23 protein-coding genes are annotated in these 21,549 nt (G+C 71.9%); 10 read left to right on the top strand and 13 right to left on the bottom strand.

All coding sequences use genetic code 11. From position 1 onward, the window contains the following. Window positions 1-8 precede the first annotated feature (8 nt). Entirely contained in the window at window positions 9-545 is a 537-nt protein-coding gene (locus ACZ3I4_RS13775) for a hypothetical protein (protein ID WP_465382235.1), read from the top strand. A gap of 28 nt (window positions 546-573) precedes the next feature. Here ACZ3I4_RS13775 and ACZ3I4_RS13770 read toward each other — a convergent pair whose 3' ends face one another. From ACZ3I4_RS13770 to pdxT, 3 genes are all read right to left on the bottom strand, one after another. Beyond that, window positions 574-1,125, bottom strand: a complete 552-nt coding sequence (locus ACZ3I4_RS13770) for a Uma2 family endonuclease (RefSeq protein WP_465382234.1) — start codon at window positions 1,123-1,125, stop codon at window positions 574-576. A 70-nt stretch (window positions 1,126-1,195) separates the two neighbouring features. Next, window positions 1,196-1,948: a YebC/PmpR family DNA-binding transcriptional regulator gene (locus ACZ3I4_RS13765; protein WP_465382233.1), complete on the bottom strand. Its 753-nt coding sequence runs from the start codon at window positions 1,946-1,948 to the stop codon at window positions 1,196-1,198. A gap of 20 nt (window positions 1,949-1,968) precedes the next feature. After that, window positions 1,969-2,571, bottom strand: a complete 603-nt coding sequence (gene pdxT / locus ACZ3I4_RS13760) for a pyridoxal 5'-phosphate synthase glutaminase subunit PdxT (protein WP_465382232.1) — start codon at window positions 2,569-2,571, stop codon at window positions 1,969-1,971. A gap of 22 nt (window positions 2,572-2,593) precedes the next feature. Between pdxT and ACZ3I4_RS13755 the strand changes: the two genes are divergently transcribed. From ACZ3I4_RS13755 to pdxS, 3 genes are all read left to right on the top strand, one after another. After that, on the top strand, window positions 2,594-3,010 hold the full coding sequence (locus ACZ3I4_RS13755) for a helix-turn-helix domain-containing protein (protein ID WP_465382231.1): 417 nt from the start codon (window positions 2,594-2,596) through the stop codon (window positions 3,008-3,010). Further along, a complete protein-coding gene (locus ACZ3I4_RS13750; RefSeq protein ID WP_465382230.1) occupies window positions 3,007-3,408 on the top strand; it encodes a VOC family protein in 402 nt (133 codons plus the stop codon). The genes ACZ3I4_RS13755 and ACZ3I4_RS13750 overlap by 4 nt, the downstream gene beginning before the upstream one ends. Before the next feature lie 126 nt (window positions 3,409-3,534). Further along, on the top strand, window positions 3,535-4,431 hold the full coding sequence (gene pdxS, locus ACZ3I4_RS13745) for a pyridoxal 5'-phosphate synthase lyase subunit PdxS (RefSeq protein ID WP_465382229.1): 897 nt from the start codon (window positions 3,535-3,537) through the stop codon (window positions 4,429-4,431). 2 nt (window positions 4,432-4,433) lie between these two features. On the opposite strand, the gene ACZ3I4_RS13740 is transcribed toward pdxS, so the two are convergent. From ACZ3I4_RS13740 to pgsA, 4 genes are read right to left on the bottom strand one after another with little or no spacing between them, the layout of a single operon-like run. Further along, complete coding sequence (locus tag ACZ3I4_RS13740) at window positions 4,434-4,961, bottom strand: hypothetical protein (protein WP_465382430.1); 528 nt, start codon at window positions 4,959-4,961, stop codon at window positions 4,434-4,436. A 25-nt stretch (window positions 4,962-4,986) separates the two neighbouring features. Beyond that, window positions 4,987-6,141 carry a glycosyltransferase family 4 protein gene (locus tag ACZ3I4_RS13735; RefSeq protein WP_465382228.1) on the bottom strand — a complete coding sequence of 385 codons (1,155 nt, stop codon included), beginning with the start codon at window positions 6,139-6,141 and terminating at the stop codon, window positions 4,987-4,989. A gap of 11 nt (window positions 6,142-6,152) precedes the next feature. After that, window positions 6,153-7,016, bottom strand: a complete 864-nt coding sequence (locus ACZ3I4_RS13730) for a phosphatidylinositol mannoside acyltransferase (protein WP_465382227.1) — start codon at window positions 7,014-7,016, stop codon at window positions 6,153-6,155. After that, window positions 7,013-7,642 carry a phosphatidylinositol phosphate synthase gene (gene pgsA / locus ACZ3I4_RS13725; RefSeq protein ID WP_465382226.1) on the bottom strand — a complete coding sequence of 210 codons (630 nt, stop codon included), beginning with the start codon at window positions 7,640-7,642 and terminating at the stop codon, window positions 7,013-7,015. Before pgsA ends, ACZ3I4_RS13730 begins: the two co-directional genes overlap by 4 nt. A 224-nt stretch (window positions 7,643-7,866) precedes the next feature. Here pgsA and ACZ3I4_RS13720 point away from each other — a divergent pair, with 224 nt between their 5' ends. Beyond that, window positions 7,867-10,026 (top strand): elongation factor G-like protein EF-G2, encoded by a 2,160-nt coding sequence (locus ACZ3I4_RS13720; RefSeq protein WP_465382429.1) that lies wholly within the window; start codon window positions 7,867-7,869, stop codon window positions 10,024-10,026. Between the two features lie 497 nt (window positions 10,027-10,523). On the opposite strand, the gene ACZ3I4_RS13715 is transcribed toward ACZ3I4_RS13720, so the two are convergent. Then, window positions 10,524-11,666 (bottom strand): FAD-dependent oxidoreductase, encoded by a 1,143-nt coding sequence (locus ACZ3I4_RS13715; protein WP_465382225.1) that lies wholly within the window; start codon window positions 11,664-11,666, stop codon window positions 10,524-10,526. Between the two features lie 54 nt (window positions 11,667-11,720). Between ACZ3I4_RS13715 and ACZ3I4_RS13710 the strand changes: the two genes are divergently transcribed. Continuing rightward, window positions 11,721-12,299, top strand: a complete 579-nt coding sequence (locus tag ACZ3I4_RS13710; protein ID WP_465382224.1) for a TetR/AcrR family transcriptional regulator — start codon at window positions 11,721-11,723, stop codon at window positions 12,297-12,299. On the opposite strand, the gene ACZ3I4_RS13705 is transcribed toward ACZ3I4_RS13710, so the two are convergent. The 3 genes from ACZ3I4_RS13705 to ACZ3I4_RS13695 form a co-directional block, all read right to left on the bottom strand. Beyond that, window positions 12,270-12,770, bottom strand: a complete 501-nt coding sequence (locus ACZ3I4_RS13705; protein WP_465382223.1) for an HIT family protein — start codon at window positions 12,768-12,770, stop codon at window positions 12,270-12,272. The two genes, ACZ3I4_RS13710 and ACZ3I4_RS13705, sit on opposite strands and share 30 nt — an antisense overlap. Window positions 12,771-12,779: 9 nt before the next feature. Further along, window positions 12,780-13,937, bottom strand: coding sequence for a diguanylate cyclase domain-containing protein (locus ACZ3I4_RS13700; protein ID WP_465382222.1), 1,158 nt, complete (start codon window positions 13,935-13,937; stop codon window positions 12,780-12,782). A gap of 164 nt (window positions 13,938-14,101) precedes the next feature. Beyond that, complete coding sequence (locus tag ACZ3I4_RS13695; RefSeq protein ID WP_465382221.1) at window positions 14,102-14,983, bottom strand: ADP-ribosylglycohydrolase family protein; 882 nt, start codon at window positions 14,981-14,983, stop codon at window positions 14,102-14,104. Window positions 14,984-15,079: 96 nt separating this feature from the next. Between ACZ3I4_RS13695 and ACZ3I4_RS13690 the strand changes: the two genes are divergently transcribed. The 4 genes from ACZ3I4_RS13690 to ACZ3I4_RS13675 all read left to right on the top strand — a co-directional run bounded on the left by ACZ3I4_RS13690 (window position 15,080) and on the right by ACZ3I4_RS13675 (window position 19,754). Then, the gene (locus tag ACZ3I4_RS13690) at window positions 15,080-15,769 is read left to right on the top strand and encodes a response regulator transcription factor (protein ID WP_203382696.1); all 690 of its coding nucleotides are present in this window, start codon (window positions 15,080-15,082) and stop codon (window positions 15,767-15,769) included. A 17-nt stretch (window positions 15,770-15,786) separates the two neighbouring features. Beyond that, on the top strand, window positions 15,787-17,169 hold the full coding sequence (locus ACZ3I4_RS13685) for a HAMP domain-containing sensor histidine kinase (RefSeq protein WP_465382428.1): 1,383 nt from the start codon (window positions 15,787-15,789) through the stop codon (window positions 17,167-17,169). Between the two features lie 152 nt (window positions 17,170-17,321). Beyond that, complete coding sequence (locus tag ACZ3I4_RS13680; RefSeq protein WP_465382220.1) at window positions 17,322-19,580, top strand: RICIN domain-containing protein; 2,259 nt, start codon at window positions 17,322-17,324, stop codon at window positions 19,578-19,580. Window positions 19,581-19,595: 15 nt separating this feature from the next. After that, window positions 19,596-19,754: a hypothetical protein gene (locus tag ACZ3I4_RS13675; protein ID WP_465382219.1), complete on the top strand. Its 159-nt coding sequence runs from the start codon at window positions 19,596-19,598 to the stop codon at window positions 19,752-19,754. On the opposite strand, the gene ACZ3I4_RS13670 is transcribed toward ACZ3I4_RS13675, so the two are convergent. Both ACZ3I4_RS13670 and ACZ3I4_RS13665 read right to left on the bottom strand, forming a co-directional pair. Then, window positions 19,733-20,755 (bottom strand): adenosine deaminase, encoded by a 1,023-nt coding sequence (locus ACZ3I4_RS13670; protein ID WP_465382218.1) that lies wholly within the window; start codon window positions 20,753-20,755, stop codon window positions 19,733-19,735. The genes ACZ3I4_RS13675 and ACZ3I4_RS13670 overlap by 22 nt on opposite strands. 13 nt (window positions 20,756-20,768) lie before the next feature. Beyond that, a complete protein-coding gene (locus ACZ3I4_RS13665; RefSeq protein ID WP_465382217.1) occupies window positions 20,769-21,530 on the bottom strand; it encodes a trans-aconitate 2-methyltransferase in 762 nt (253 codons plus the stop codon). Window positions 21,531-21,549: the final 19 nt, after the last annotated feature.

Below are 21,549 nucleotides of genomic sequence, written 5' to 3'. Positions count from 1 at the left end.
GGTGAGTCATGCATCTCGTTCCGCCTATGGACGACGAGCCGCCACGGGAGTATGTCGCCTTCGTCGCGACCCACCTCGACGCCCTGCGCCAGGAGACGAAGAGGCTGGTCGGCGGCGACCCGGAGGCCGCACACATCTACATGGACGTGCTGGCCGACGTGGCCGGTCACTGGCGCCGCCTGTTGTGGCGCCGGCGGCTGCTGGGCCGGCCCGACACCATGCGTGAATATCTGCAACACCGTCTGGCCGTACGCACGAAGCAGTGGCGTGACGAGCAGATCTACGAGGTCGACGTGCGGGTGCTGCGGCCGCCCGCGTACTCCTCCGGCCTCTATCGCCGGGGTGGCAGCCTGGCTCTGCGCAAGGCCGGCCTGATCCCGGGCACGGTTCGCCGGAGTGTGGTCGCGAGCGCGGATGCGGGGATCGCGTGGTGTCAGGCTTACCGGCGCCAGCAGTGGCACGCGGTGGGCCGCCGGATCGTGATCGGGGTGCTTCTCATAGCCACTCTGATCCAGTCGATGCAGTGGCTCTCGGTCGATTACTGACAATTGCCGGGACATCGACGGACGACATTCAGTCGGCCACGGTCCCCGGATATTCGGCCTCGAGTTCGGACAGCAGCACGTTGCGTTCCCGGCCGTAGATCGGTTCGCCGCCGGCCAGCAGCAGCCGGTGCACGAACACGAAGGCGTCGCTCTCGGCCCGGTCGGGCGTCCGGTCGACAATCCAGTACTCCGGGATGCCGTGCTCGGCGTACCAGGCGGCCTTGTCGGTGTATTCGCCGTTGGCCGCGCCCTCGGAAACGATCTCGACGACCAGGCTGAACGAGCTGGCCGGCAGGTTGGAGTAGGTCGCCAGCCCGGGTGGCAGGCGCGAGACGACGCCGAGGTCGGGGACGCGGTTGTCGCGCGGACGGTCACCCCGTACGCCGGGATCCTGGAAGACGTTGAGACCGGAGGCGTGCAGCATGAGCAGGACGCGGCGGGCCATGACCTTGTGCCAGAAGCTGGAGGGCGCGGCGATCACGAGGTTGCCCTCGCGCAGCTCGTAGCGGTAGGGCTTGGGCAGCGACGCGAGGTCGTCGATCTCGAGGTCCTCGATGGGTGGTAGCGCGAGGCCGGACATGGCGGGTCACACCCCCCGGATATGACGAAGCGGGGCCGATCACCGATCGGCCCCGCCACAATACTGTGCGTCAGGCGTCGATGGCCGCCATGACCTCGTCGCTGATCTCGGCGTTCGGGTAGACCTCTTGGACGTCGTCGCAGTCGTCCAGCGCGTCGACCAGCTTGAGGAGCTTGCGGGCGGCTTCCTCGTCGAGCGGGACGGTCATCGTCGGCACCAGCGAGGAGTCGGCCGAGTCGTAGTCGATGCCCGCTTCCTGCAGGGCGGTGCGCACCGCCACCAGGTCGGTGGGCTCGCTGACCACCTCGAACGCCTCGCCCAGGTCGTTGATCTCCTCGGCGCCCGCGTCGAGCACGGCCATCATGAGGTCGTCCTCGCTGAGGCCGCCCTTGGGCACGATGACGACGCCCTTGCGGTTGAACAGGTAGGACACGCTGCCGGCGTCGGCGAAGGTGCCGCCGTTGCGGGTCAGTGCCGTGCGCACCTCGGTGGCCGCGCGGTTGCGGTTGTCGGTGAGGCACTCGATGAGCAGGGCCACGCCGTTCGGGCCGTACCCCTCATACATGATCGTCTGCCAGTCGGCGCCGCCGGCTTCGAGGCCCGAGCCCCGCTTGACCGCGTTGTCGATGTTGTTGTTGGGGACCGAGCTTTTCTTCGCCTTCTGAATGGCGTCGTAGAGGGTGGGGTTGCCGGTCGGGTCCCCGCCGCCGGTGCGCGCCGCGACCTCGATGTTCTTGATCAGCTTGGCGAACATCTTGCCGCGCTTGGCGTCGATGACGGCCTTCTTGTGCTTGGTCGTCGCCCATTTTGAGTGGCCGGACATGCGAAACCTCCGTGTCGTACCTAAGCGTCTACGGCCTGGCGGACCATCTCGACGAAGTACCGGTGGACGCGGAGGTCGCCGGTGAGCTCCGGGTGGAAAGCCGTGGCGAGCAGGTTCCCCTGCCGAACGGCGACAATCCTACCGGCGGCCTGCCCGTCGGTGACGCGGCCCAACACCCGCACGTCGCCGCCGACCTCTTCGACCCACGGCGCGCGGATGAAGACGGCGTGAAAATCCCCGCCCTCGATGTCGTCGATCGCGACGTCACCCTCGAACGAGTGGACCTGCCGGCCGAACGCGTTGCGCCGGACGGTCATGTCGATACCGTGGAACGATTCCTGGTCGGGGCGCCCGTCGAGCACCGTGGTGGCCAGCATGATCATGCCTGCGCACGACCCGTAGACCGGCATGCCGTCGGCGATCCGCTTGCGGATCGGGTCGAGCAGCCCGAACGACACGGCCAGGTTGCTGATGGTGGTCGACTCGCCGCCCGGGACGACCAGAGCCTCGACATCGGCGAGTTCCTCGGGCCGGCGGATCGGTCGGGCCAGCACGTCGCTCTCGGCCAGCGCGGCCAGATGCTCCCGGACGTCGCCCTGCAACGCCAGCACTCCGATGTTCACGAGCCCAGCTTAGGCTCGGAGCGTGTTCGCCTTGCGCCGGGTGCGCGACCACATCGACCGCCACAGCGCGACCGGCCTCACGCTGAGCGGCCTGGCCGGGCTGGCCGGCATGTCCCGCTTCCATCTCGTACGGGCCTTCCGGGCGGCGTACGGGGAAACTCCGATGCGCTATTTGTCGCGCCGTCGCATCGCCCAGGCACAAGAACTTCTCCGGTACGCCAACCTGACCGTCACCGAGGTCTGCATGGCGGTCGGCTTCACCTCGCTCGGGTCGTTCTCGTCCCGCTTCACCGCGCTCGTCGGGGAAAGCCCGCTCGCCTACCAGAGGCGCTTCGCCGCCGGATCGCCGCACATCCCGGGCTGCTGGCTCTTCATGCACGGGGTGATCGCAATTGCGGAGAAGCCTTCGGAGCCCGTACGCCCTAGCGTCGAACCATGATTCTCAACGTCTCGCTGATGACCGTGTACTGCCTCGACCAGGACGCGACCCGCGACTTCTACGTCCGTCACCTGGGTTTCGAGCCCCGGGTCGACGCCCGCATGGGTGAGCTGCGCTGGGTCACGCTGGCCCATCCCAACCAGCCGGAGCTCGAGCTCACGCTGATGACCCCCGGTCCGCCGTTGTCGCCGGAGTCGGCCACCTTCATCCGCGGCCAGTTGGAGGCGGGCCAGATGGGCGGTTTCGGTCTGCGGGTCGACGACTGCCGCAAGACGCACGCCGAGCTGGCCGCGGCCGGGGTCGAGTTCCTGCAGGAGCCGGCCGACCGCCCGTACGGCGTCGAGGCGGTGATGCGCGACAACACCGGCAACTGGCTGGTGCTGGTGGAGAAGAAGTAGCAGGTGGTGAGGGCTGGGCCGGATGGGGTCGGTCGCAGGCCACCGGGGGGTCGATTGGCCATCGGCCGGCCGGGGTGGCGTGGATACGATCCGGCTACTCACCACCTGTCTGAGGAGCCGATTTCCATGTCTGACAACCAGCCCGCCGTCGGGACCGCCCGGGTCAAGCGGGGTATGGCGGAGATGCTCAAGGGCGGCGTGATCATGGATGTCGTCACGCCGGAGCAGGCGAAGATCGCCGAGGACGCGGGGGCCGTGGCGGTCATGGCGCTGGAGCGGGTGCCCGCCGACATCCGCGCTCAGGGTGGCGTGTCGCGGATGTCCGACCCCGACATGATCGACGGGATCATCAACGCGGTGTCGATCCCGGTCATGGCCAAGGCCCGCATCGGCCACTTCGTCGAGGCGCAGGTGCTGCAGGCGCTCGGCGTCGACTACGTGGACGAGTCCGAGGTGCTGACCCCGGCCGACTACGCCAACCACATCGACAAGTGGAACTTCACGGTGCCGTTCGTGTGCGGCGCCACCAACCTGGGTGAGGCGCTGCGCCGCATCACCGAGGGCGCGGCCATGATCCGGTCGAAGGGCGAGGCCGGCACCGGCGACGTCTCGAACGCGACCACGCACATGCGCAAGATCCGGCAGGAGATCCGGCGGCTGCAGACGCTGCCCGAGGACGAGCTGTTCGTCGCGGCCAAGGAGCTGCAGGCCCCGTACGATCTGGTCCGCGAGGTGGCCGAGCTGGGCAAGCTGCCGGTGGTGCTGTTCACCGCGGGCGGCATCGCGACCCCGGCCGACGCCGCGATGATGATGCAGCTCGGCGCGGAGGGTGTGTTCGTCGGCTCCGGCATCTTCAAGTCGGGCAACCCGGCCCAGCGGGCGGCCGCGATCGTCAAGGCCACCACCTTCCACGACGACCCGGACGTGCTGGCCAAGGTGTCGCGCGGCCTGGGCGAGGCCATGGTCGGCATCAACGTCGAGGACGAGCCGGTGCCGCACCGCCTCTCCGAGCGCGGCTGGTAACGCTAGACGGTTTCCAGAGGGGCCGCCGGAACGGCCGGGGCGGGGATCGCGGCCGGCATCGGTGGCTCCTCGATGTCGAAATACTGCGGGAGCGGGTAACGACGGGCCATCCGCAAGGCGCGCACGAGCGGGCGGCGGCGGGCGGTCAGAGCATCCCGTACGAGATCGGTGTGCACCTGGCGGGCCAGCACCACCCGCCGGCTGGAGGCCACGAGCGTCCGGGTGGCCGGGTCGGCCCCGGACAGCGTGACCGACTGCAGCTGGCGGGTCAGGTCGTTCTCGGCCGACTCGCGTTCGTCGGCGCCGGCGTCGAGGGCGAGCCGCGCCGCCGCGTACAGCTCGACGATGTCGGACTGCTCGGCGACGACCGCCGCGGCCGCGGCCCGGCGCATCAGGTGGGCGTCGAGGGCCCGCTCGGCCGACTGGGCGCGCACGTGGACCCGCTCGACCCGGTGGGCCGTCCAGCCCAGATATGCCGCGAGCAGCACGACCGCCGCGACGACACCCAGGACCCACCACATGGCGGGAATGGTAGTGCCCTGGAGCCCGCCGATGTCATTCGCCGGAACGTGGTTCGGCCCACTCGTCGTCCATCACGCGCCCGTCCGTGGCCTCTATCGCCGTTGCGTAGACCTCGAGAACACGCTGAGCGACGGAGGTCCAGTCGAAGGCCACAACCGCCTGCGCCGCCGCCCGGGACAGTGCGCCCCGGCGGGCGGGATCGCCGAGCAGCACGTCGAGCAGTCCGCACAGCGCCCGGGCGTCGCCGGTCGGGAAGAGCGCCCCCGCGCGGCCGCCGTCGAGCACGCGCCGGAACGCGTCCAGGTCGCTGGCCGCGATCGCCGTCCCGGCCGCCATCGCCTCGGTGAGGATCATGCCGAAGCTCTCGCCGCCGGTGTTCGGGGCCACATAGACGTCGACGCTGCGCAGCATGCGAGCCTTGTCGGCTTCCGAGACCAGACCGAGGAACGTCACCCGATCATGCAGGTCGGCGGGGATCTCGCCGTAGAGGTCGCCCCGGTCGCCCGGCCCGGCCACCAGCAGTCGCAAGCCCGGCCGTTGCCGGGCCAGCGGCACGAAGGCCGTCCGCAGGATGTCGAACCCCTTCCGGGGCTCGGTGAAACGCCCGAGGAACCCGAGGGTCCCGCCGTCACCGGGCCAGCCGTCCAGCGGCTCGGCGGAGGCGAACTTCGCGACGGCCACCCCGTTGGGGATCTCCACCGCTCCCCCGCCGAGATGCTCGACCTGCACCTTGCGGGCCAGCTCACTGACCGCTATCCGCGCGGTGATCTTTTCGACCACCAGCTGGAGCATGCCCTGAGCGGCGGAAAGAGCCCGTGACCGGGTCATCGCGGTGTGGAAGGTGGCCACCACCGGCCCGCGGGCCGAGAGCACGGCCAGCAGCGAGAGGCTGAGTGTCATCGGCTCGTGGACGTGCAGCACGTCGAACTGCCCGGCCTTGAGCCAGCGCCGCACCCGCGCGGTCGACACCGGGCCGAAGGCGATGCGGGCCACCGACCCGTTGTACGGCAGGGGGACGGCCCGGCCGGCCGAGACCACGTACGGCGGGAGCTCGGCGTCCTCGTCGGCCGGGGCCAGCACGCTGACGTCGTGGCCGAGCTCGATCAGCGCCTCGGAGAGGTCCATGATGTGGTTCTGTACGCCGCCGGGCACGTCGAACGAGTAGGGCGAGACGATCCCGATCCGCATGCCCCGACCCCCTACAGCCACAGTTTCTGCAGCATGTGCCAGTCCTGCGGGTGGTCGGCGATGCCGATGGCGAAGGCGTCGGCGAGCAGCTGGGTGGTGGCCTTGACCCGCACGTCGAGCGCGCCCTCGGTGGGCGGCGTGATGCGGCGCAGCACCGCGCGCGTCTGGGTGGGCGTGAAATACAGGTCGACGGCGATCAGCGGCGCGCCGGTGCGGATGGCCAGGATCGCGGGCCCGGCCGGCATGCGGGTGCGCCCGCCGAAGAAGCTGACCTCGACGCCGTTGCGGGACAGGTCACGGTCGCCCAGCAGGCACACGGCGAAGCCCTGCTGGAGACGCTCGGCCAGCACGTCGAGCGGGGCGCGCTGACCACCGGTGAGCGGCAGCACCTCCATGCCGAGCTTTTCCCGGTACGCCACGAACTGCTCGAAGACGCCCTCGGGCTTGAGCCGTTCGGCCACGGTGACCATGCGCCAGTCGTGCGAGACCAGCCAGGCGGCGGCCGCGTCCCAGTTGGCCAGGTGGGGCAGCGCGAGCACGACGCCCTTGCCGTCGGCGATGACCGACTTGAGCTCGGCGAAGTTCTCGTCGGACATGCCGAAGCCGTCGAGGAACTGCTGCCGGCTCTGCGAGGGCAGCCGGAAGGCCTCGAGCCAGTACCGCGCGTACGAGCGCAGGCCGTCGCGGACCAGAAGATCATCCATGTCCGGACGGACCTGTCGCAGGTTGCGCCGCAGCCGCTGGGTGCCGGGACCGTTTCTCGCGTACGCCCGGTCGGCCGCGGCAGTGAAGATCCGGCGCGCGACCGGCAGCGGCAGCGTCCGGGCGAGCCGCCACCCGGCCGCGTAGCCGAGCTCGATCAAGCGGTCCTTCACGCAGTGGGTTCCTTCGCCGGGGCGGGTTCCGTGCGGTACGCGTGGACCAGCCGCTGGAACACGGTGACGATCGACAGCGCGGCCAGCACCCAGAGCGCGGCCGGCAGGCCCCATTCCAGGCCGGCCCCGCCGAGCAGACCGCCGACACCCACGATGAGCAGCCGTTCGAGACGCTCGGCGATGCCCACGTCGGCGTCCAGCCCGAGGCTCTGGGCGCGCGCCTTCACATACGAGACGACCTGACCGGCGGCCAGGCTGACCAGGGCCGCGATCATTCCCCCGTACGGGTTGCCCTCGGTGTGCAGGTAATAGACGACCGCCCCGAAGACCGCCGCGTCGGCGATGCGGTCCATCGACGAGTCGAGCAGGGCGCCGTATTTGCTCGAGCCGCCGCGCATCCGGGCCATCGTGCCGTCGAGCGCGTCGGTCAGGGCGAAGGAGGTGACGATGACCGTGCCCCAGATGAGGTGGCCCATCGCCCCGAAGTAGGAGCCGATCAGCACGCCGATGGTTCCGGCGACGGTGACCGCGTTGGGGGTGACGCCGATTCGCAGCAGGAAACGGGCGAGTGGATTCACGCCGTAGGCGACAACGGCGCGCGCAGGTACTTGGACGATCTTTGCCATGGCCGTCCCACCATATCGGCCGGGGCGGCACTCCCCGGCGTCCGGTGAGCGGCCTTGGCCGTATCGTCATTTCTGCGACGCTCCGCCACTACAAAGGGTTGCCCTTCGCATACCGGCGGGTGTGGGATTCAGGAACAGCGTCGTAACAGTCACGTAATGGACGGGAGCGGCCGCTCTCGGGAGCCCGGCCGCAAATGACCTCGAACTGGACGGGAGCGGCCGCCATGGCCCAGAAGGCTTCGGAGAAGGGGCTCAACGGCGCGGCAGCGCCGGTGGTGACCGAGCCCGGCAGAGTACGCAACGTGGTGCTGGTGGGACACTCCGGCGCGGGCAAGACCACCCTGGTCGAGGCCCTGCTGGCGGCCACCGGGACGATTTCCCGGGCCGGCTCGGTGACCGACGGCACCACGGTTTCCGATCATGATCCGGCCGCGATCCGGCAGCAGCGCTCGGTCGCGCTGGCCTGCGCGCCGCTCGTCCACCGGGACGTCAAGATCAACCTGCTCGACACCCCCGGCTACGCCGACTTCGTCGGGGAGCTGCGCGCCGGCCTGCGGGCCGCGGACGCCGCGCTCTTCGTCGTGTCGGCCGTCGACGGCGTCGACGACGCCACGGTCGCGCTCTGGGAGGAGTGCGCCGCGGTCGGCATGCCCCGGGCCGTGACGATCACCCGGCTCGACCATCCCCGCGCCGACTACGAGGAGACCCTGGCCACCATCCAGGAGGCCTTCGGCGAAAACGTGATGCCGATCTATCAGCCCATGCTGGGCGACGACGGCGAGTCCGTCGTGGGCCTGATCGGGCTGGTCACGCTGCGGGTGCTGGACTACTCCGAGGGCTATCCGCCGCGCGAGGGCGAGGCCGAGCCGGAGCATCTGAACCCGATCGCCGACGACCGCAACGCGCTGATCGAGGGCATCATCGCCGAGAGCGAGGACGAGTCCCTGATGGACCGCTACCTCGGCGGCGAGCTGATCAGCACCGACACCCTGCTGCCGGATCTCGAGAAGGCGGTCGCCCGCGGCAACTTCTACCCCGTCATCCCGGTCTGCGCGGGCACCGGCGTGGGGCTCGACGCGCTGCTCGACGGCCTGGTCAACGGCGCGCCGTCACCGCTGGAGCACGACCTTCCGGTGGTCACCGGCGTCGACGGCTCGGCCCGCCCGCCGCTGACCTGCGACCCGGCCGGCCCGCTGGTGGCCGAGGTGGTCAAGACCACGATCGACCGGCACGTGGGCCGGGTCTCGCTGGTCCGGGTGTTCTCGGGCACCCTGCGGCCGGAGCAGACGCTGCACGTCTCGGGGCACGGCCTGGCCGACCGCGGCCACCCCGACCACGACGCCGACGAGCGGGTCGCGCACGTCTACTCGCCGCTCGGCGCCCAGCTGCGCGAGGTCGGGCAGTGCATCGCCGGCGACATCTGCGCGATCACCAAGTCCGGCAGCGCCGAGACCGGCGACACGCTCAGCAGCAAGGAGACGCCGCTGCTGATGGAGCCGTGGTCGATGCCCGAGCCGCTGCTGCCGATCGCCGTGATCGCCAAGTCGCGCTCGGACGAGGACGCCATGGCCAAGAACCTGGCCCGGCTGGTGGCCGGCGACCCGACGATGCGGCTCGAACGCAATCCCGACACCCACCAGCTGGTGCTCTGGACCATGGGCGAGTCGCACGCCGACGTGGTGCTCGACCGGCTGCGCGCGGGCGGCGTCGAACTCGACACCGAGCCGGTCAAGGTGCCGCTGCGCGAGACGTTCGGCTGCGAGGCCCAGGGGCACGGCCGGCACGTGAAGCAGTCCGGTGGCCACGGCCAGTACGCGGTGTGTGACATCCGGGTCGAGCCGCTGCCGCGCGGGTCGGGTTTCGAGTTCGTCGACAAGGTCGTCGGCGGCGCGGTGCCGCACAACTACATCCCCTCGGTCGAGAAGGGCGTCCGCGCTCAGCTCGAACGCGGGCTGGTGGCGGGCTATCCGGTGGTCGACCTGCGGGTGACCCTGTTCGACGGCAAGGCCCACAGTGTCGACTCGTCGGACGCCGCGTTCCAGACCGCCGGAGCCCTGGCGCTGCGCGAGGCGGCCGCCGACGGCCAGCTCACGCTGCTCGAGCCGATCGACGAGATCGTGGTGCGGGTGCCCGACGCGTACGTGGGCGCGGTCATGAGCGACCTCTCCGGCCGCCGGGGCCGCCCGCTGGGCAGCGAAAGCGACGGCGACGGCATCCACAGCCTGGTCCGAGCCGAGGTCCCCGCAACCGAGCTGGTCCGCTACGCCGTAGAACTACGAGCCCTCTCCTCAGGCGCAGGCACTTTCACCCGCACCTACACCCGCCACGAGCCCATGCCCACCCACTTAGCCGAAGCAGTAGCCAAGGACGACACCCGCCGCTGACCAGCCCCCACCCAGCCGGGGCCGTCCCACCTGGCCGGGGCCGTCCCACCTGGCCGGGGCCGTCCCACCTGGCCGGGGCCGTCCCACCTGGCCGGGGCCGTCCCACCTGGCCGGGCCCGTCCACCTGGCCGGGGCCGTCCACCTGGCCGGGGCCGCCCCCCTGGCCGGGCCCGTCCCACCTGGCCGAGGCCGCCCCATCTGGCCGCGTCCGCCCCACCTGGCCGCGTGCGTCCCGAGGCCATCCCACCCGTCCGAGGCGCGACGGATTTCGCCCGTCGATGACTTGGGCGCCAAAAACGGCAAGCAAAGCGAGGCCGTTTTTGGTGCCCAAGTCATCGACCTCAAAGGGCGAAATCCCCGGAGCCGCGGAGCGGCGACAATTAGGCTCAGCCAACTCATCCCAACCGCAGCAGCAACCCCACCCTTCACACCCAACCGCAGCAGCAACCCCACCCCCGACGTGCGGACCACCGCCATGGGCGCACGGGAAAGTCGGTTCACAGCGCAAGCCCATCAGCAGCCTCCCGCAAAGGCGCCAAAACCCGCTCAATAACCTGCTCCTTGCGCGGATGAAACTTCAACGTCCGCATCCCATAGTTCCGGAACGCGACCGCAAACCGCCCCCCAGGCACCATGTCCCGAACCATCCGGCGGCCGAACGCCATGTTCTTGTCCACATAGGGCCGCATCCGCTCCTCATACGCCCCGACCTGCCCCGTCCGGGCGATCTCGTCGGCCAGCACGTACGCCCCCGCCAGCGCGAGGCTGGTGCCCTGCCCCGACGAGGGGGCCGGGCAGTGCGCCGCGTCCCCGAGCAGCACGACCCGCCCCGACGACCAGCGCGGCGCCTCGACCTGGGCCAGCGAGTCGAAGTAGAAGTCGTCCGCGCCCGTCATGGCCGCGAGGAATTCGCCCGTACGCCATCCGCCGCCCGCGAAGGCCTCCGCGACGGCCTGCTTGCCGTCGCGCCGCTCGTGCCCCTGCGGCCCGGCGAAGATCATGCCGACGTGCATGGGCTCGGACGGGCCGGTCGCGTACGCGAAAGTCAGTCGCCCCGGCTCCGGGAACATGACCTCTTCGTGGTCGATGCCCAGAGTGTTGGGCATTGTGAAGATCGAGATGTAGCCGCCGAGGTGGGACAGCGGGATCTCGCCGAACACCTGTCGCCGGGTCGCCGAGTGGAGGCCGTCGGCCGCCACCACCAGGTCGTATCGCCCGGTGCGCCCGCCGGCGAAGGTGACGTCGACGCCGTCGGGGCCGTCGTGGAGGTCGGCGACCGAGTCACCGAACACGTATGAGGCGCCGGAGGCGTCGCGCAGGATGCGGCCCAGGTCGCCGCGCATGATCTCGAGGTCGTCGCCGCGCCGCCCCATGATCAGGTCGGCCGGGAGCTCGGCGAAGCCTTTGCCGTGCCGGTTGACGTAGGTGATCTGCCGCATGCCGGTGTCGGCCGCGCGGGCCTGCTCGTAGACGCCCATGCGGTGCAGCACGGTGGTTGCCGCGCCGCGCACGTCGACCTTGTATCCGCCTTCGCGGGGCGCCGCGGCGCGTTCGACGACGGTGACGTCGTGTCCCTGCCGGGTGAGGAAGTGAGCGACTGCCGGGCCGGCGATGCCGGAACCCACCACGAGGATGTCCATGCCGCTACTATACAAACGTCTTATACGTTTGTATAGAACTTAGGATCGGCAACCATGGGGCACCGGGAAGACCTGCTGGAAGGCGCCAAGCGCGCGCTCTACGAGAAGGGCTACGCCCGCACGACGGCGCGCGACATCGTCGCCCTGTCCGGGACGAACCTCGGCTCGATCGGCTACCACTACGGCTCGACCGAGGCGCTGATGACCGCGGCGATGCTCGGCGCGATGGAGGACTGGGGCGACGAGATCGCCCGGGCGCTGGGCGCCGAACCCGAGGCGGACGGCGGCGACCCCGTCGTGGACTTCTGGCGCCGGGTGATCCACTCGATCACCACGCACCGCGAGCTGTGGCTGGCCAGTGTCGAGGTGATGATCCAGGCCGAGCACAACCCGCATCTGCGGGCCCAGCTGGCGGGCGGTCTGCAGGCCGGCCGCCGGGGCATGGCCGCGCTGGCCACCGGCACCCCCGAGGATCAGCTCGACGACCGGACCGTGCGGACGGTCGGCTCGGCCCGGATGGCCCTGATGTCCGGGGTGGTGACGCAGTGGCTCACCGACCCCGGGAGCGCGCCCGGCCCGGAGGAGATCGCCGAGGGCGTACGCCTATTGGGCGGGCCACGCCTTGATCAATAGCTGGCGGGTGTCGGCCAGCAGCTGAGGCAGCACCTTGGTCTGCGCGACCACGCTCATGAAGTTGGCGTCGCCGCCCCACCGCGGCACGATGTGCTGGTGCAGGTGGGCGGCGATGCCCGCGCCGGCCACGGCGCCCTGGTTCATGCCCAGGTTGAAGCCGTGCGGGCTGCTGATGGCCCGGATCACGCGCATCGCCGTACGGGTGAAGGCGGCGACCTCGACCGTCTCGTCGTCGGTCAGGTCGGTGTAGTCGGCGACGTGCCGGTAGGGGCAGACCATGACGTGGCCGGGGTTGTACGGATAGAGGTTGAGCAACGCGAAGACGAGCTCGCCGCGCGCCACGACCAGGCTGACCGGCTCGGGGTCGCTCGGGGCCAGGCAGAACGGGCAGCCGTCGGGGCGGCCCTCGCCGGTGACGTAGTCGAGGCGGTGCGGCGTCCAGAGCCGCTCGAGGCCGTCGGGATCGCTCACAGGGGCACCCTACGTCAGCGCGGGCTCGGTCTCCGGCGCCCCGTGCAGGTGGTGACCGCCACCGCCGCGCCGGGCCCGGCCCAGGGCCGCGCCGGCCAGGCGCAACAGCTCGTCCGGCCCGCTGATCTCGGTGTGCGAGAGCGCGATGCCGACACCGGCCGGCGTGCGCAACCGCTGGGCCCCGACCGGGACGGCCGCGCCGAGCGAGTCGACGATCCGCTCGGCCACCACGATGGCGTCCCGGGCCGAGGCCAGGTCCTCGGTGATCACCACGAACTCGTCGCCGTCGAGCCGCCCGACGGTGTCCTCGGCGCGGACGCACCCGGGCAGCCGCTCGGCCACCGCCTGCAGCAGTTGGTCGCCCACGCCGGGCCCGTGCACGTCGTTGACCCGGTCGAAGCCGTTGAGGCCGAGCCGCAGCACACCGACCGGGCGGCCGGTGCGGCGGGCGCGGGCCAGCGCAGTGCCGAGCCGTTCGCGCAGCATCGCGCGGTTGCCGAGGCCGGTCAGCGGGTCGCGCAGGGCCCGGTCGGTCAGCTCGGCGGTCAGGGCGACGGCGTTCAGCGCCAGCGCTACCTGGGCAACCAGGGCCCGCAGGGCCAGCAGGACGTCGGTCGGCAGGACGGTGTCGGCGCCGACCGCGAGGATGCCGAAGAACCGGCCACCGGTCGTCAGAGGGATCAGCGTGTGCGGGCCGCCGGGACCGGGACCGCCCCGGGCGGCCAGGTCGGTGACCTCCACGACCTCGCCCGCCCGCAGCCGGGCGATCAGGTCGGCCGTTCGCTCACCGGCCTGCGGTGAGCGGACCGGCCCCACCGCTCGGGGGTCGGGTGACCCGTCGGCGTCCGGGTGGATGATGGTCGCGCGAGCGCCCGGGATGCCGGCCAGCAGGGCAGCGGCCCCCTCGACGGCGTGCCGGTGCACCCCGGCCTCGTCCGTGGTGGTGGTCAGCGCCGGGGTCAGCTCGGCGAGCACCCTCTCGCGGTCCAGAGCGCAACGCAGCGCGCGCCGGTCGGCGTCGCGACCGGCCATCATGCGGACGACCAGCGCCATGACGGCAACGATGACGGCCGCCTGCGCGAGCCCCGCCCCGGTCGGGTGCAGCAGCGACCACGCCGCAGCGACGGCCGCGCCACCGGCGGCGAACAGACTCCGAGCCCTGGGCATGCCCGCTGTTTCGGCCCGGCCGCCGATTTCCTGAGCGGGCCGGCGGTTGCGATCGGGTTGTTCCGGCGCCCACCCACCCGGGCAGCGGCTCCCGGCCGGCGATTGCGACTGGTTCCGCGGTCCTCCACCCGGGCGTGACTCCCGGGCCGCCGGATGCGGTCGGGCTATTCCGCTGTCGCCCAGCCGGGCAGCGGCTCCCGGGCGGCGAGCCAGGCCGGCGGGATGCCGTCGATTCCGGTGTACGCGGCCACGATGCCCCCGGCGATGGCGCAGGTGGTGTCCACGTCGCCGCCGGCGCGCACGCAGGCCGCGATCGCCGCCGGATAGTCGTCGAGGAACCGGTCGGCGACCCAGACCGCGAACGGCACGGTGTCGCGCGCCATGGCCCGGGCGCCGTTGCCCAGCCGGGCCGCGGCCTCGCCCGGATCGGTGAGGCGGGTGGCCGCCACCAGGCCGTCGCGCACGACGCCCTCGGGCGTGTGCGCGGCCGTGGCCCGCAACAGCGCGGGTCGTTGCCCGTCGAGCCGGCCCGCCGCCGCCACGGCCGCGGCCACGGCCACCGCCACTCCCCCGGCGATGCCGTCGGCGTGCGCGTGGGTGACCTCGGCCGCCCGGGCGCCCTGAGCGGCGGCGCGGGCCGGCGAGTCGGCGTGCCAGGCCCCCAGCGGGGCGGCCCGCATGGCGGCGCCGTTGCCGGCCGAGCCCTGACCGTCGAACGCGGACGCCGCGGCGATCGGCCAGGGCAGCCCGTCTCGGATCGCGCGGAGCATCACCTCGGCGCCCGCGCCGTAGCCACGGCCGGGGTCGTGCCGGTGGCCCAGCAGCTCGGCGAAGGAGTCGCGGTCGAAGTCACCCTCCGCCAGCACGGCGACGAGGCAGCACGCCTGCTCGGTGTCGTCGGTCCACGGCCAGGGCGCGGGCGGCGGGTCGGCGAGGTCGGCCGGAGATCCGGAAAACTGTGCGCCCAGCGCGTCACCCACGCTCAGGCCGGCCAGGCTGTCGAGGGCCAGGGCCCGGCGCGTACCGGGAAAAAGTGTGAACGACATCGGCACAACGGATGGTATTCGCTCACCCTCGGTGATCGAAGGGTATCCCTGGATCACCGGTTAGGCCCTGGTTGCCAGGCGCAGTACCTTCTTCGCATGGCCACGGTGTTGCTCGTCGAGGACGACCACGTCGTGCGCGGTGCCATGCTTCGATCGCTCGCCGACCGGGGGCATGCCGTGCACGCCGTCGGCACCGCGCTGGACGCGCTCCGGCGGGTCGCCGCCGAGACGCCCGACCTCGTCGTGCTCGACCTCGGTCTGCCCGATCTGGACGGCTCCGACGCCCTGCGCATGCTGCGCGGCATCACGGACGTGCCGATCATCATCGCCACCGCACGCGACGACGAACAGACCGTCGTGCGGCTGCTGCGGGCCGGCGCCGACGACTACATGGTCAAGCCGTTCACCGGCGCCCATCTGGACGCCCGCATAGCCACCGTGCTGCGGCGTGTGGGCCGGGCCAGCCGCACCGCCCAGCCGGCCGTGCACGAGGTCGGCGAGCTGCGGGTCGATGTCGGCGAGCGCAGCGCCACCCTGGCCGATCAGGCCCTGGCGCTGACCCGCAAGGAGTTCGACCTGCTGGCCTATCTGGCCGCCCGTCCGGGCCGGGTGGTTTCGCGTCGTGAGCTGTTGGAGGAGGTATGGCGACAGCCATCGGTCGGCGAGGACCAGACGATCGACGTCCATCTGTACTGGCTGCGACGGAAACTGGGCGAGTCCGCGGCGAAGCCGCGCTACCTGCGCACCGTGCGGGGAGTCGGATTCCGGTTGGTGGCGCCGGACTGAGGGGCCGCCTGGCCTACATCACCGCCGCGACCACCGCCGTCGCCGCCCTCGCCTTCCTCATCCCGCTCGGCTGGGAACTGCGCAACGACCATCGCGACCAGGCGATCGGCGCGGCCGAACGGCAGAGCGCCAAGGTGGCCGGCGCGATCACGGCCGGCGCCGGCGCCAAGGGGCTGGCCGCTGCCCTGGCCGGCAGCGGGGGCCGCGTGAAGGTCTACGCGCCCGGTCAGACCGTCGGTGGCCGGGCCGACGACAACGAGGTCCGGCACGCCGCCACCAGTGGCTCGACCGTGACCCAGGAGGTCGAGGGCGGCCTCGTGCGCCTCGAGCCGGTGACGGCCGGGACCCGTACGTCGGTGGTCGAGGTCTTCGTGCCCGCCGACGAGCTCAGCGAGGGCACGGCGAACGACTGGTGGCTGCTGCTCGGCATCGCGCTGGTGCTGGTGGCGGGCAGCGTCGTGGTGGTCGACCGGCTGGCCCGGGGCGCGGTCAACTCGGCGCGCAACCTGGTGCACGCGGCCATGGCCGTCGGCGGTGGCGACCTCGGCGTGCGCATCCAGCCGTCCGGGCCGCGCGAGCTGGCCGAGGCCGGTTACGCGTTCAACCGGATGGCCGACCGGCTGGTGACCTCGCGCACCAGCGAGCGGGAGATGGTGGCCGACCTGTCGCACCGGCTGCGCACCCCGCTGACCGCGCTGCGCCTGGACGCCGAGGCCCTCGATCCCGACGACACCCAGATCATCAACCTGAGCGCCGACGAGATCGACCGGCGGCGCGGCATCCGGCGCATCCGGCAGGCCATCGTCACCCTCGAAGGCGAGGTCAACGAGCTGATCAACACGACCCGTCAGGCGGTGGCGGCCCAGGTCGCGTCGGCCCCCGAGACGGGCGTGTGCGACGCCAGCGAGGTCGTGCGCGAGCGCATGACGTTCTGGTCGGCGCTGGCCGGCGACCAGAACCGCAGCTACCGCATGGTCGGGGCCAGCGTTCGCATTCCCGTACCCGTGGCCCGGGCCGAACTGGCTGCCGCGTTGGACGCCATTCTGGGTAATGTGTTCCGCTACACCCCCCAGGGCACGGCGTTCGAGGTGGGCATCTCGCGGCGCGACGGTTGGGTCGCGGTGCGTGTCGACGACGCCGGGCCGGGCATCGGAGATCCGGAGAAGGCAATGCAACGTGGCCAGAGCGACCAGGGCTCGACCGGGCTCGGGCTCGACATCGCCCGCCGCGCGGCGCAGTCCGCGGGCGGCTCGGTCAGCCTCGATCGCGCGGCCATGGGCGGCGCGAGCGTGGTCATGCTGCTCTCCGACGCCGAGGCGACCCCCAAACAGGCGAGCCGTTTCGGCCTGGTCGGGCGCCTGGCCCGCGAGCGTGGCGGCCGGCCCGCCCGTTCCGAGTGAACCGGGCCAAGTTCTTGCTTAGATCTGTATTAAAGGCGTTCCGCTCGCCGGGCCGGGCTGGCAGTGTTCCCACCGATCCCATCCGGTCTTCCGGCTCGACGCCCGCACCCGCGAGCCGGCGAGGCCGCCGCGCGGTGAGGGGTGGTAACCCCATGACCACCTCCCACCGCGCCCCCGCGCAGTTCCCGGCCAAACTAGGAGAGGTTTTGTCCACGCCACGCCAGCCGGCCCCGCGTGGTCACCGCCGGGCCGTTTCCCGGCGGCCGCACCGGCTGGTTCCGGTGGCGCTGGGCCTGGCGTTGCTCGGTGTGGGCGGGGTCGTCGGCCCGAGCGTGGTCGACAACGTGGCCGGCAGCAACGGCTCGCGCAAGTTCTCGCTCACCGGCCTGCCCGCCGACCGGCCCGACGAGGGACTGGTCTACGACGGGCTCAAGCCGGCCAAGGCCGGGTCGCTGTGCGCGGGTTCGTACGAAATGGACAAGCAGACCTGCACGCACGGCCCCGACGAGGCGCCGGCCGGGCTCAAGGTGCGCACCGATGTCACCCCGGTGACCGCGAAAGCGCCCGAGCCCCGCGATCCCGTACGCGAAGCCGCCGCGGCCACCCCGACCGACGCCGAGATCGCCCGCGACGAGGGCGGCAGCGCGCTGACGGCCGACGCGCCGGCGCTGGTGCCCGACGCGGCCCCGGGCGATGCCGACTTCATCATGGGCGCGCACGACGTGGCCTGCGAGGGCGACGGGCGCAGCGGCAAGCGGGTCCAGGTGCTCTATCTGCACGAGTACGGCACCCCCAGCCGCTACACCGACTTCCTCGGCTCGATCCGCACGTGGTCGGCCGGAGTCGACCAGATCTTCGACGAGAGCGCGGCCGAGACCGGCGGCTCCCGGCATGTGCGCTTCGTGACCACGCCGCAGTGCCGGGTCGACGTGTCCGAGGTGCAACTGCCGACCGGCGCGCTGGGCTCGTTCACCGGCAACATCGAGGCGCTCGGCAAGCTCGGTTACAACCGCACCGACCGCAAGTACCTCTTGTTCGCCGACACCAAGGTCTACTGCGGCATCGCCACCTACATCGCCGACCGGCGGCCCGGCCTGGGCAACCGCAACAACGGCGGACCCTCGTACGGGCGGGTCGACGCGGGCTGCTGGAGCTCGGCGATGGCCGCGCACGAGCTGACCCACACGCTGGGCGCGACATTGATCGACTCGCCCAACTCGAGCGGAGCCGGCGGCTGCCTCGACGATTACGACCTGCTGTGCGGGGCCGACCGCTCGGGCAAGGCGGTGCGCAACGTCTGCCCCCGCAAGCAGGAGACGCGGCTCGACTGCGGCAAGGACGACTACTTCAACACCAACCCGAAGCCGGGCAGCTATCTCGACGAGAACTGGAACATCGCGCGGAGCGAGTTCCTGCTGCGCAGCGACGGTGGTGACGACATCCCCGACGCGATCGGCGCGCCGCAGCCGGCCGAGACTCCCAGCCCGGCCGCCCCGGCCGGGCCCACGCCGACGGTGACCGCCGAGCCGACCCCGACGGTGGCCGAGCCCGGCGAGGCCGACGGTGGCGGCGACGCCCCGCCGTCGGCCGGTGTGACGCCGAGCGAGTCGGCCCCGGCCGAGGAGCCGGGCGCCGAGCCCACCGCCCCGGCCGAGACCCCCGGCGCCGGCGCTGACGTGCCGTCCGTGCCGGTCGCGGCGACCACCGCTCCCCCGACTGCGCCGGCCAACGGCGTGCAGTCCGAGCCGGTGCAGGCGGTCGTCGAGGTGCGCGACGCGACCAGCGGCACGGTCCGTCTGAATTGGAGCGCGGCCTCGGCCAAGGCGACCTACCAGGTGTGGGTGGACAATCAGCCGGTGGCCACGACGAAGGCGACCCGGGCCCGGCTGATCGGCCTCAAGCCCGACGCGAAATACCAGGTGACCGTGAAGTCGGGCCCGCGCTACACGGCGAAGGTCACCGCCGAGACGGCCCCCGCGGCCCGCCCGGCCGAGAATTCGTGGTTCACCCTGACGAACGCTCTGACCGGCGGCGCGGCCAACCTCTACGCGGCCCGGGCGACTCCGGGCACGCCGATCACCTTGAGCGACGCCGACGACGACGCCCAGCAGCAGTGGCAGCTGGTGCCGGCCGGCAACAACAGCTACTCCCTGGTCTCGCGGGCGTCCGGCCGATGCGTCGGCCCGCTCGACCGGCAGACGGGGGCGGGCATCCCGCTCGTGCAGACCGACTGCGACGGCGGTGCGGCCAAGTGGACGCTGCAGGCCTCGCCGTACGGCTTCACCCTGCGCACCACGGACGGCGGCCTCGTGGCCGGCGTCGGCGACCAGCGGTACGGCGCCCACCGGGTGCTCGTGCTGCAGGCCGGCAACGACCAGCGGTACCAGAGCTGGACGGCGGTACCCGACTAGGCGGAAGGCAAGGCTGTGCGCGACACCCTGGATCGGCCCCTGACCGAGCCCGAGGAAGGCCCGGCCAGGTTCAACAAACGGCGTCTCGTGCGCTGGATAGCGGTCCTGACGATCGGCATCGTCGTGGTGCTGGCGATGTGGCAGGAACCGCTCTACGCGCTGCGGCCCGAGTAGGCGTCGATCTCGGCGAGCAGGGCGGCCCGGCCCGACGGGTCGAGGAAGCTCTGCTCGACGGCGGCCCGGGCGAGCCCGGCGACGCCCTGCTCGTCGAGACCGAGCAGCCGGGCGGCCACCGCGTACTCCTCCTCGAGCGTGGTGCCGAACATCGGCGGGTCGTCGGAGTTGATGCTCACCGGCACGCCCGCACCGACCAGAGTGGCCAGCGGGTGCTCCTCGATCGAGGCGACCGCGCGGGTCCGCACGTTCGACGTCGGGCAGACCTCGAGCGGGATCCGGTGCTCGGCCAGATAGGCCATCAGCTCCGGGTCCCGGGCGGCGGAGATGCCGTGCCCGATCCGCTCGGCGCCGAGATCCCGTACGGCATCCCAGATGGTCTGCGGCCCGGTCGTCTCGCCGGCGTGCGGGACGCTGTGCAGCCCGGCCGCGCGGGCCTGGTCGAAGTACGGCTTGAACTGCGGCCGCGGCACGCCGACCTCGGGACCACCCAGGCCGAAACTGATCAGACCGTCGGGCTGTTCCTCGAGGGCGACCCGCACCGTCTCCTCGGCCGCGGCCAGACCGGCCTCGCCCGGGATGTCGAAACACCAGCGGAGGTCGATGCCGAACTCGGCGGCGGCCCCTCGGCGGGCGTCCTCGATCGCCTCGCAGAACGCCTTGGCCGGGATGCCCCGCTTCACGCTCGAATACGGCGTGATCGTCAATTCGGCGTACCGGACCTGCTGGCGGGCCAGTTCGCGGGCCACCTCGAAGGTCAGCACGCGTACGTCCTCGTCGTCGCGGATCAGGTCGACCACGGTCAGATAGACGTCGATGAAGTGCGCGAAGTCGCGGAACTCGAAGTAGTCGGCGAGCGCGACCGGGTCGGCCGGCACCGGGGACGCGCCCTCGTGCCGGGCGGCCAGCTCGGCCACGATCCGCGGCGAGGCCGAGCCCACGTGGTGCACGTGCAGCTCGGCCTTCGGCAGTCCGGCGATGAACGAGGTCAGGTCGGTCACCTCAGGTCCCTTCTCAACGGGCGGTCCGCGCCACCACGAAGATGCGGCGGAACGGGAACGCGACGTACCCGCCGGTCGCCGGGTAGGCGCCGGTCAGCTCCCGGCCCAGGTCGGCCCGGAAGGACTGCCAAGCATTCTCGTCCAGGGCCGCCTTGACGGGACGCAACGCGGTGCCTTCCATCCAGCGCAGCACCGGATGTTCGGTTCCGTCGTCCGGCAACAGGTGCAGATAGGTGGTCTCCCACGCGTCCACCTCGGCGCCGGCCGCGACGAGCCGGTCGGCGTACCCGGCCGGGTCGTCGACGGGGGCCTCACGCAGCACCTCGCCCACGCCGTAGCGCCGCCCGACCTCGCGGAGCAGCACGTGCGAGGGCGCCCCGAAGTTGCCCGGCACCTGCATGGCCAGCCACGCCCCGGGCGCCAGCTCGCGGGCCCAGCGGGCGAGCAGGTGGCGATGTTCCGGCACCCACTGCAGGGTGGCGTTGGTCACCAGCACGTCGACGTCGGGCCCGGGCCGCCACTCGCGTACGTCACCGACCCGGAATTCGGCCGGGCCACCGTGCGCGAGCGCCTTCTCGATCATCTCGGGTGAGGAGTCGACGCCTTCCAGCCGCGCCCCCGGCCAGCGCTCGGCCAGCGTCAGGGTCAGCTCGCCGGGGCCGCAGCCGAGATCGGTGACGGCGCGCGGGCGGTCGGCGCCGATCCGGCCGATCAGATCGAAGAACGGGCGCGAGCGCTCGGCGCCGAATCGGCGGTAGACAGCCGGATCCCACATGATCGTCCCTTCCAAACCG

It is taken from the genome of Actinoplanes sp. NPDC021490 (assembly GCF_055562135.1).
The sequence above is the reverse complement of the archived record's forward strand: the minus strand, read 5'-3'. Positions and strand labels throughout refer to the sequence as shown.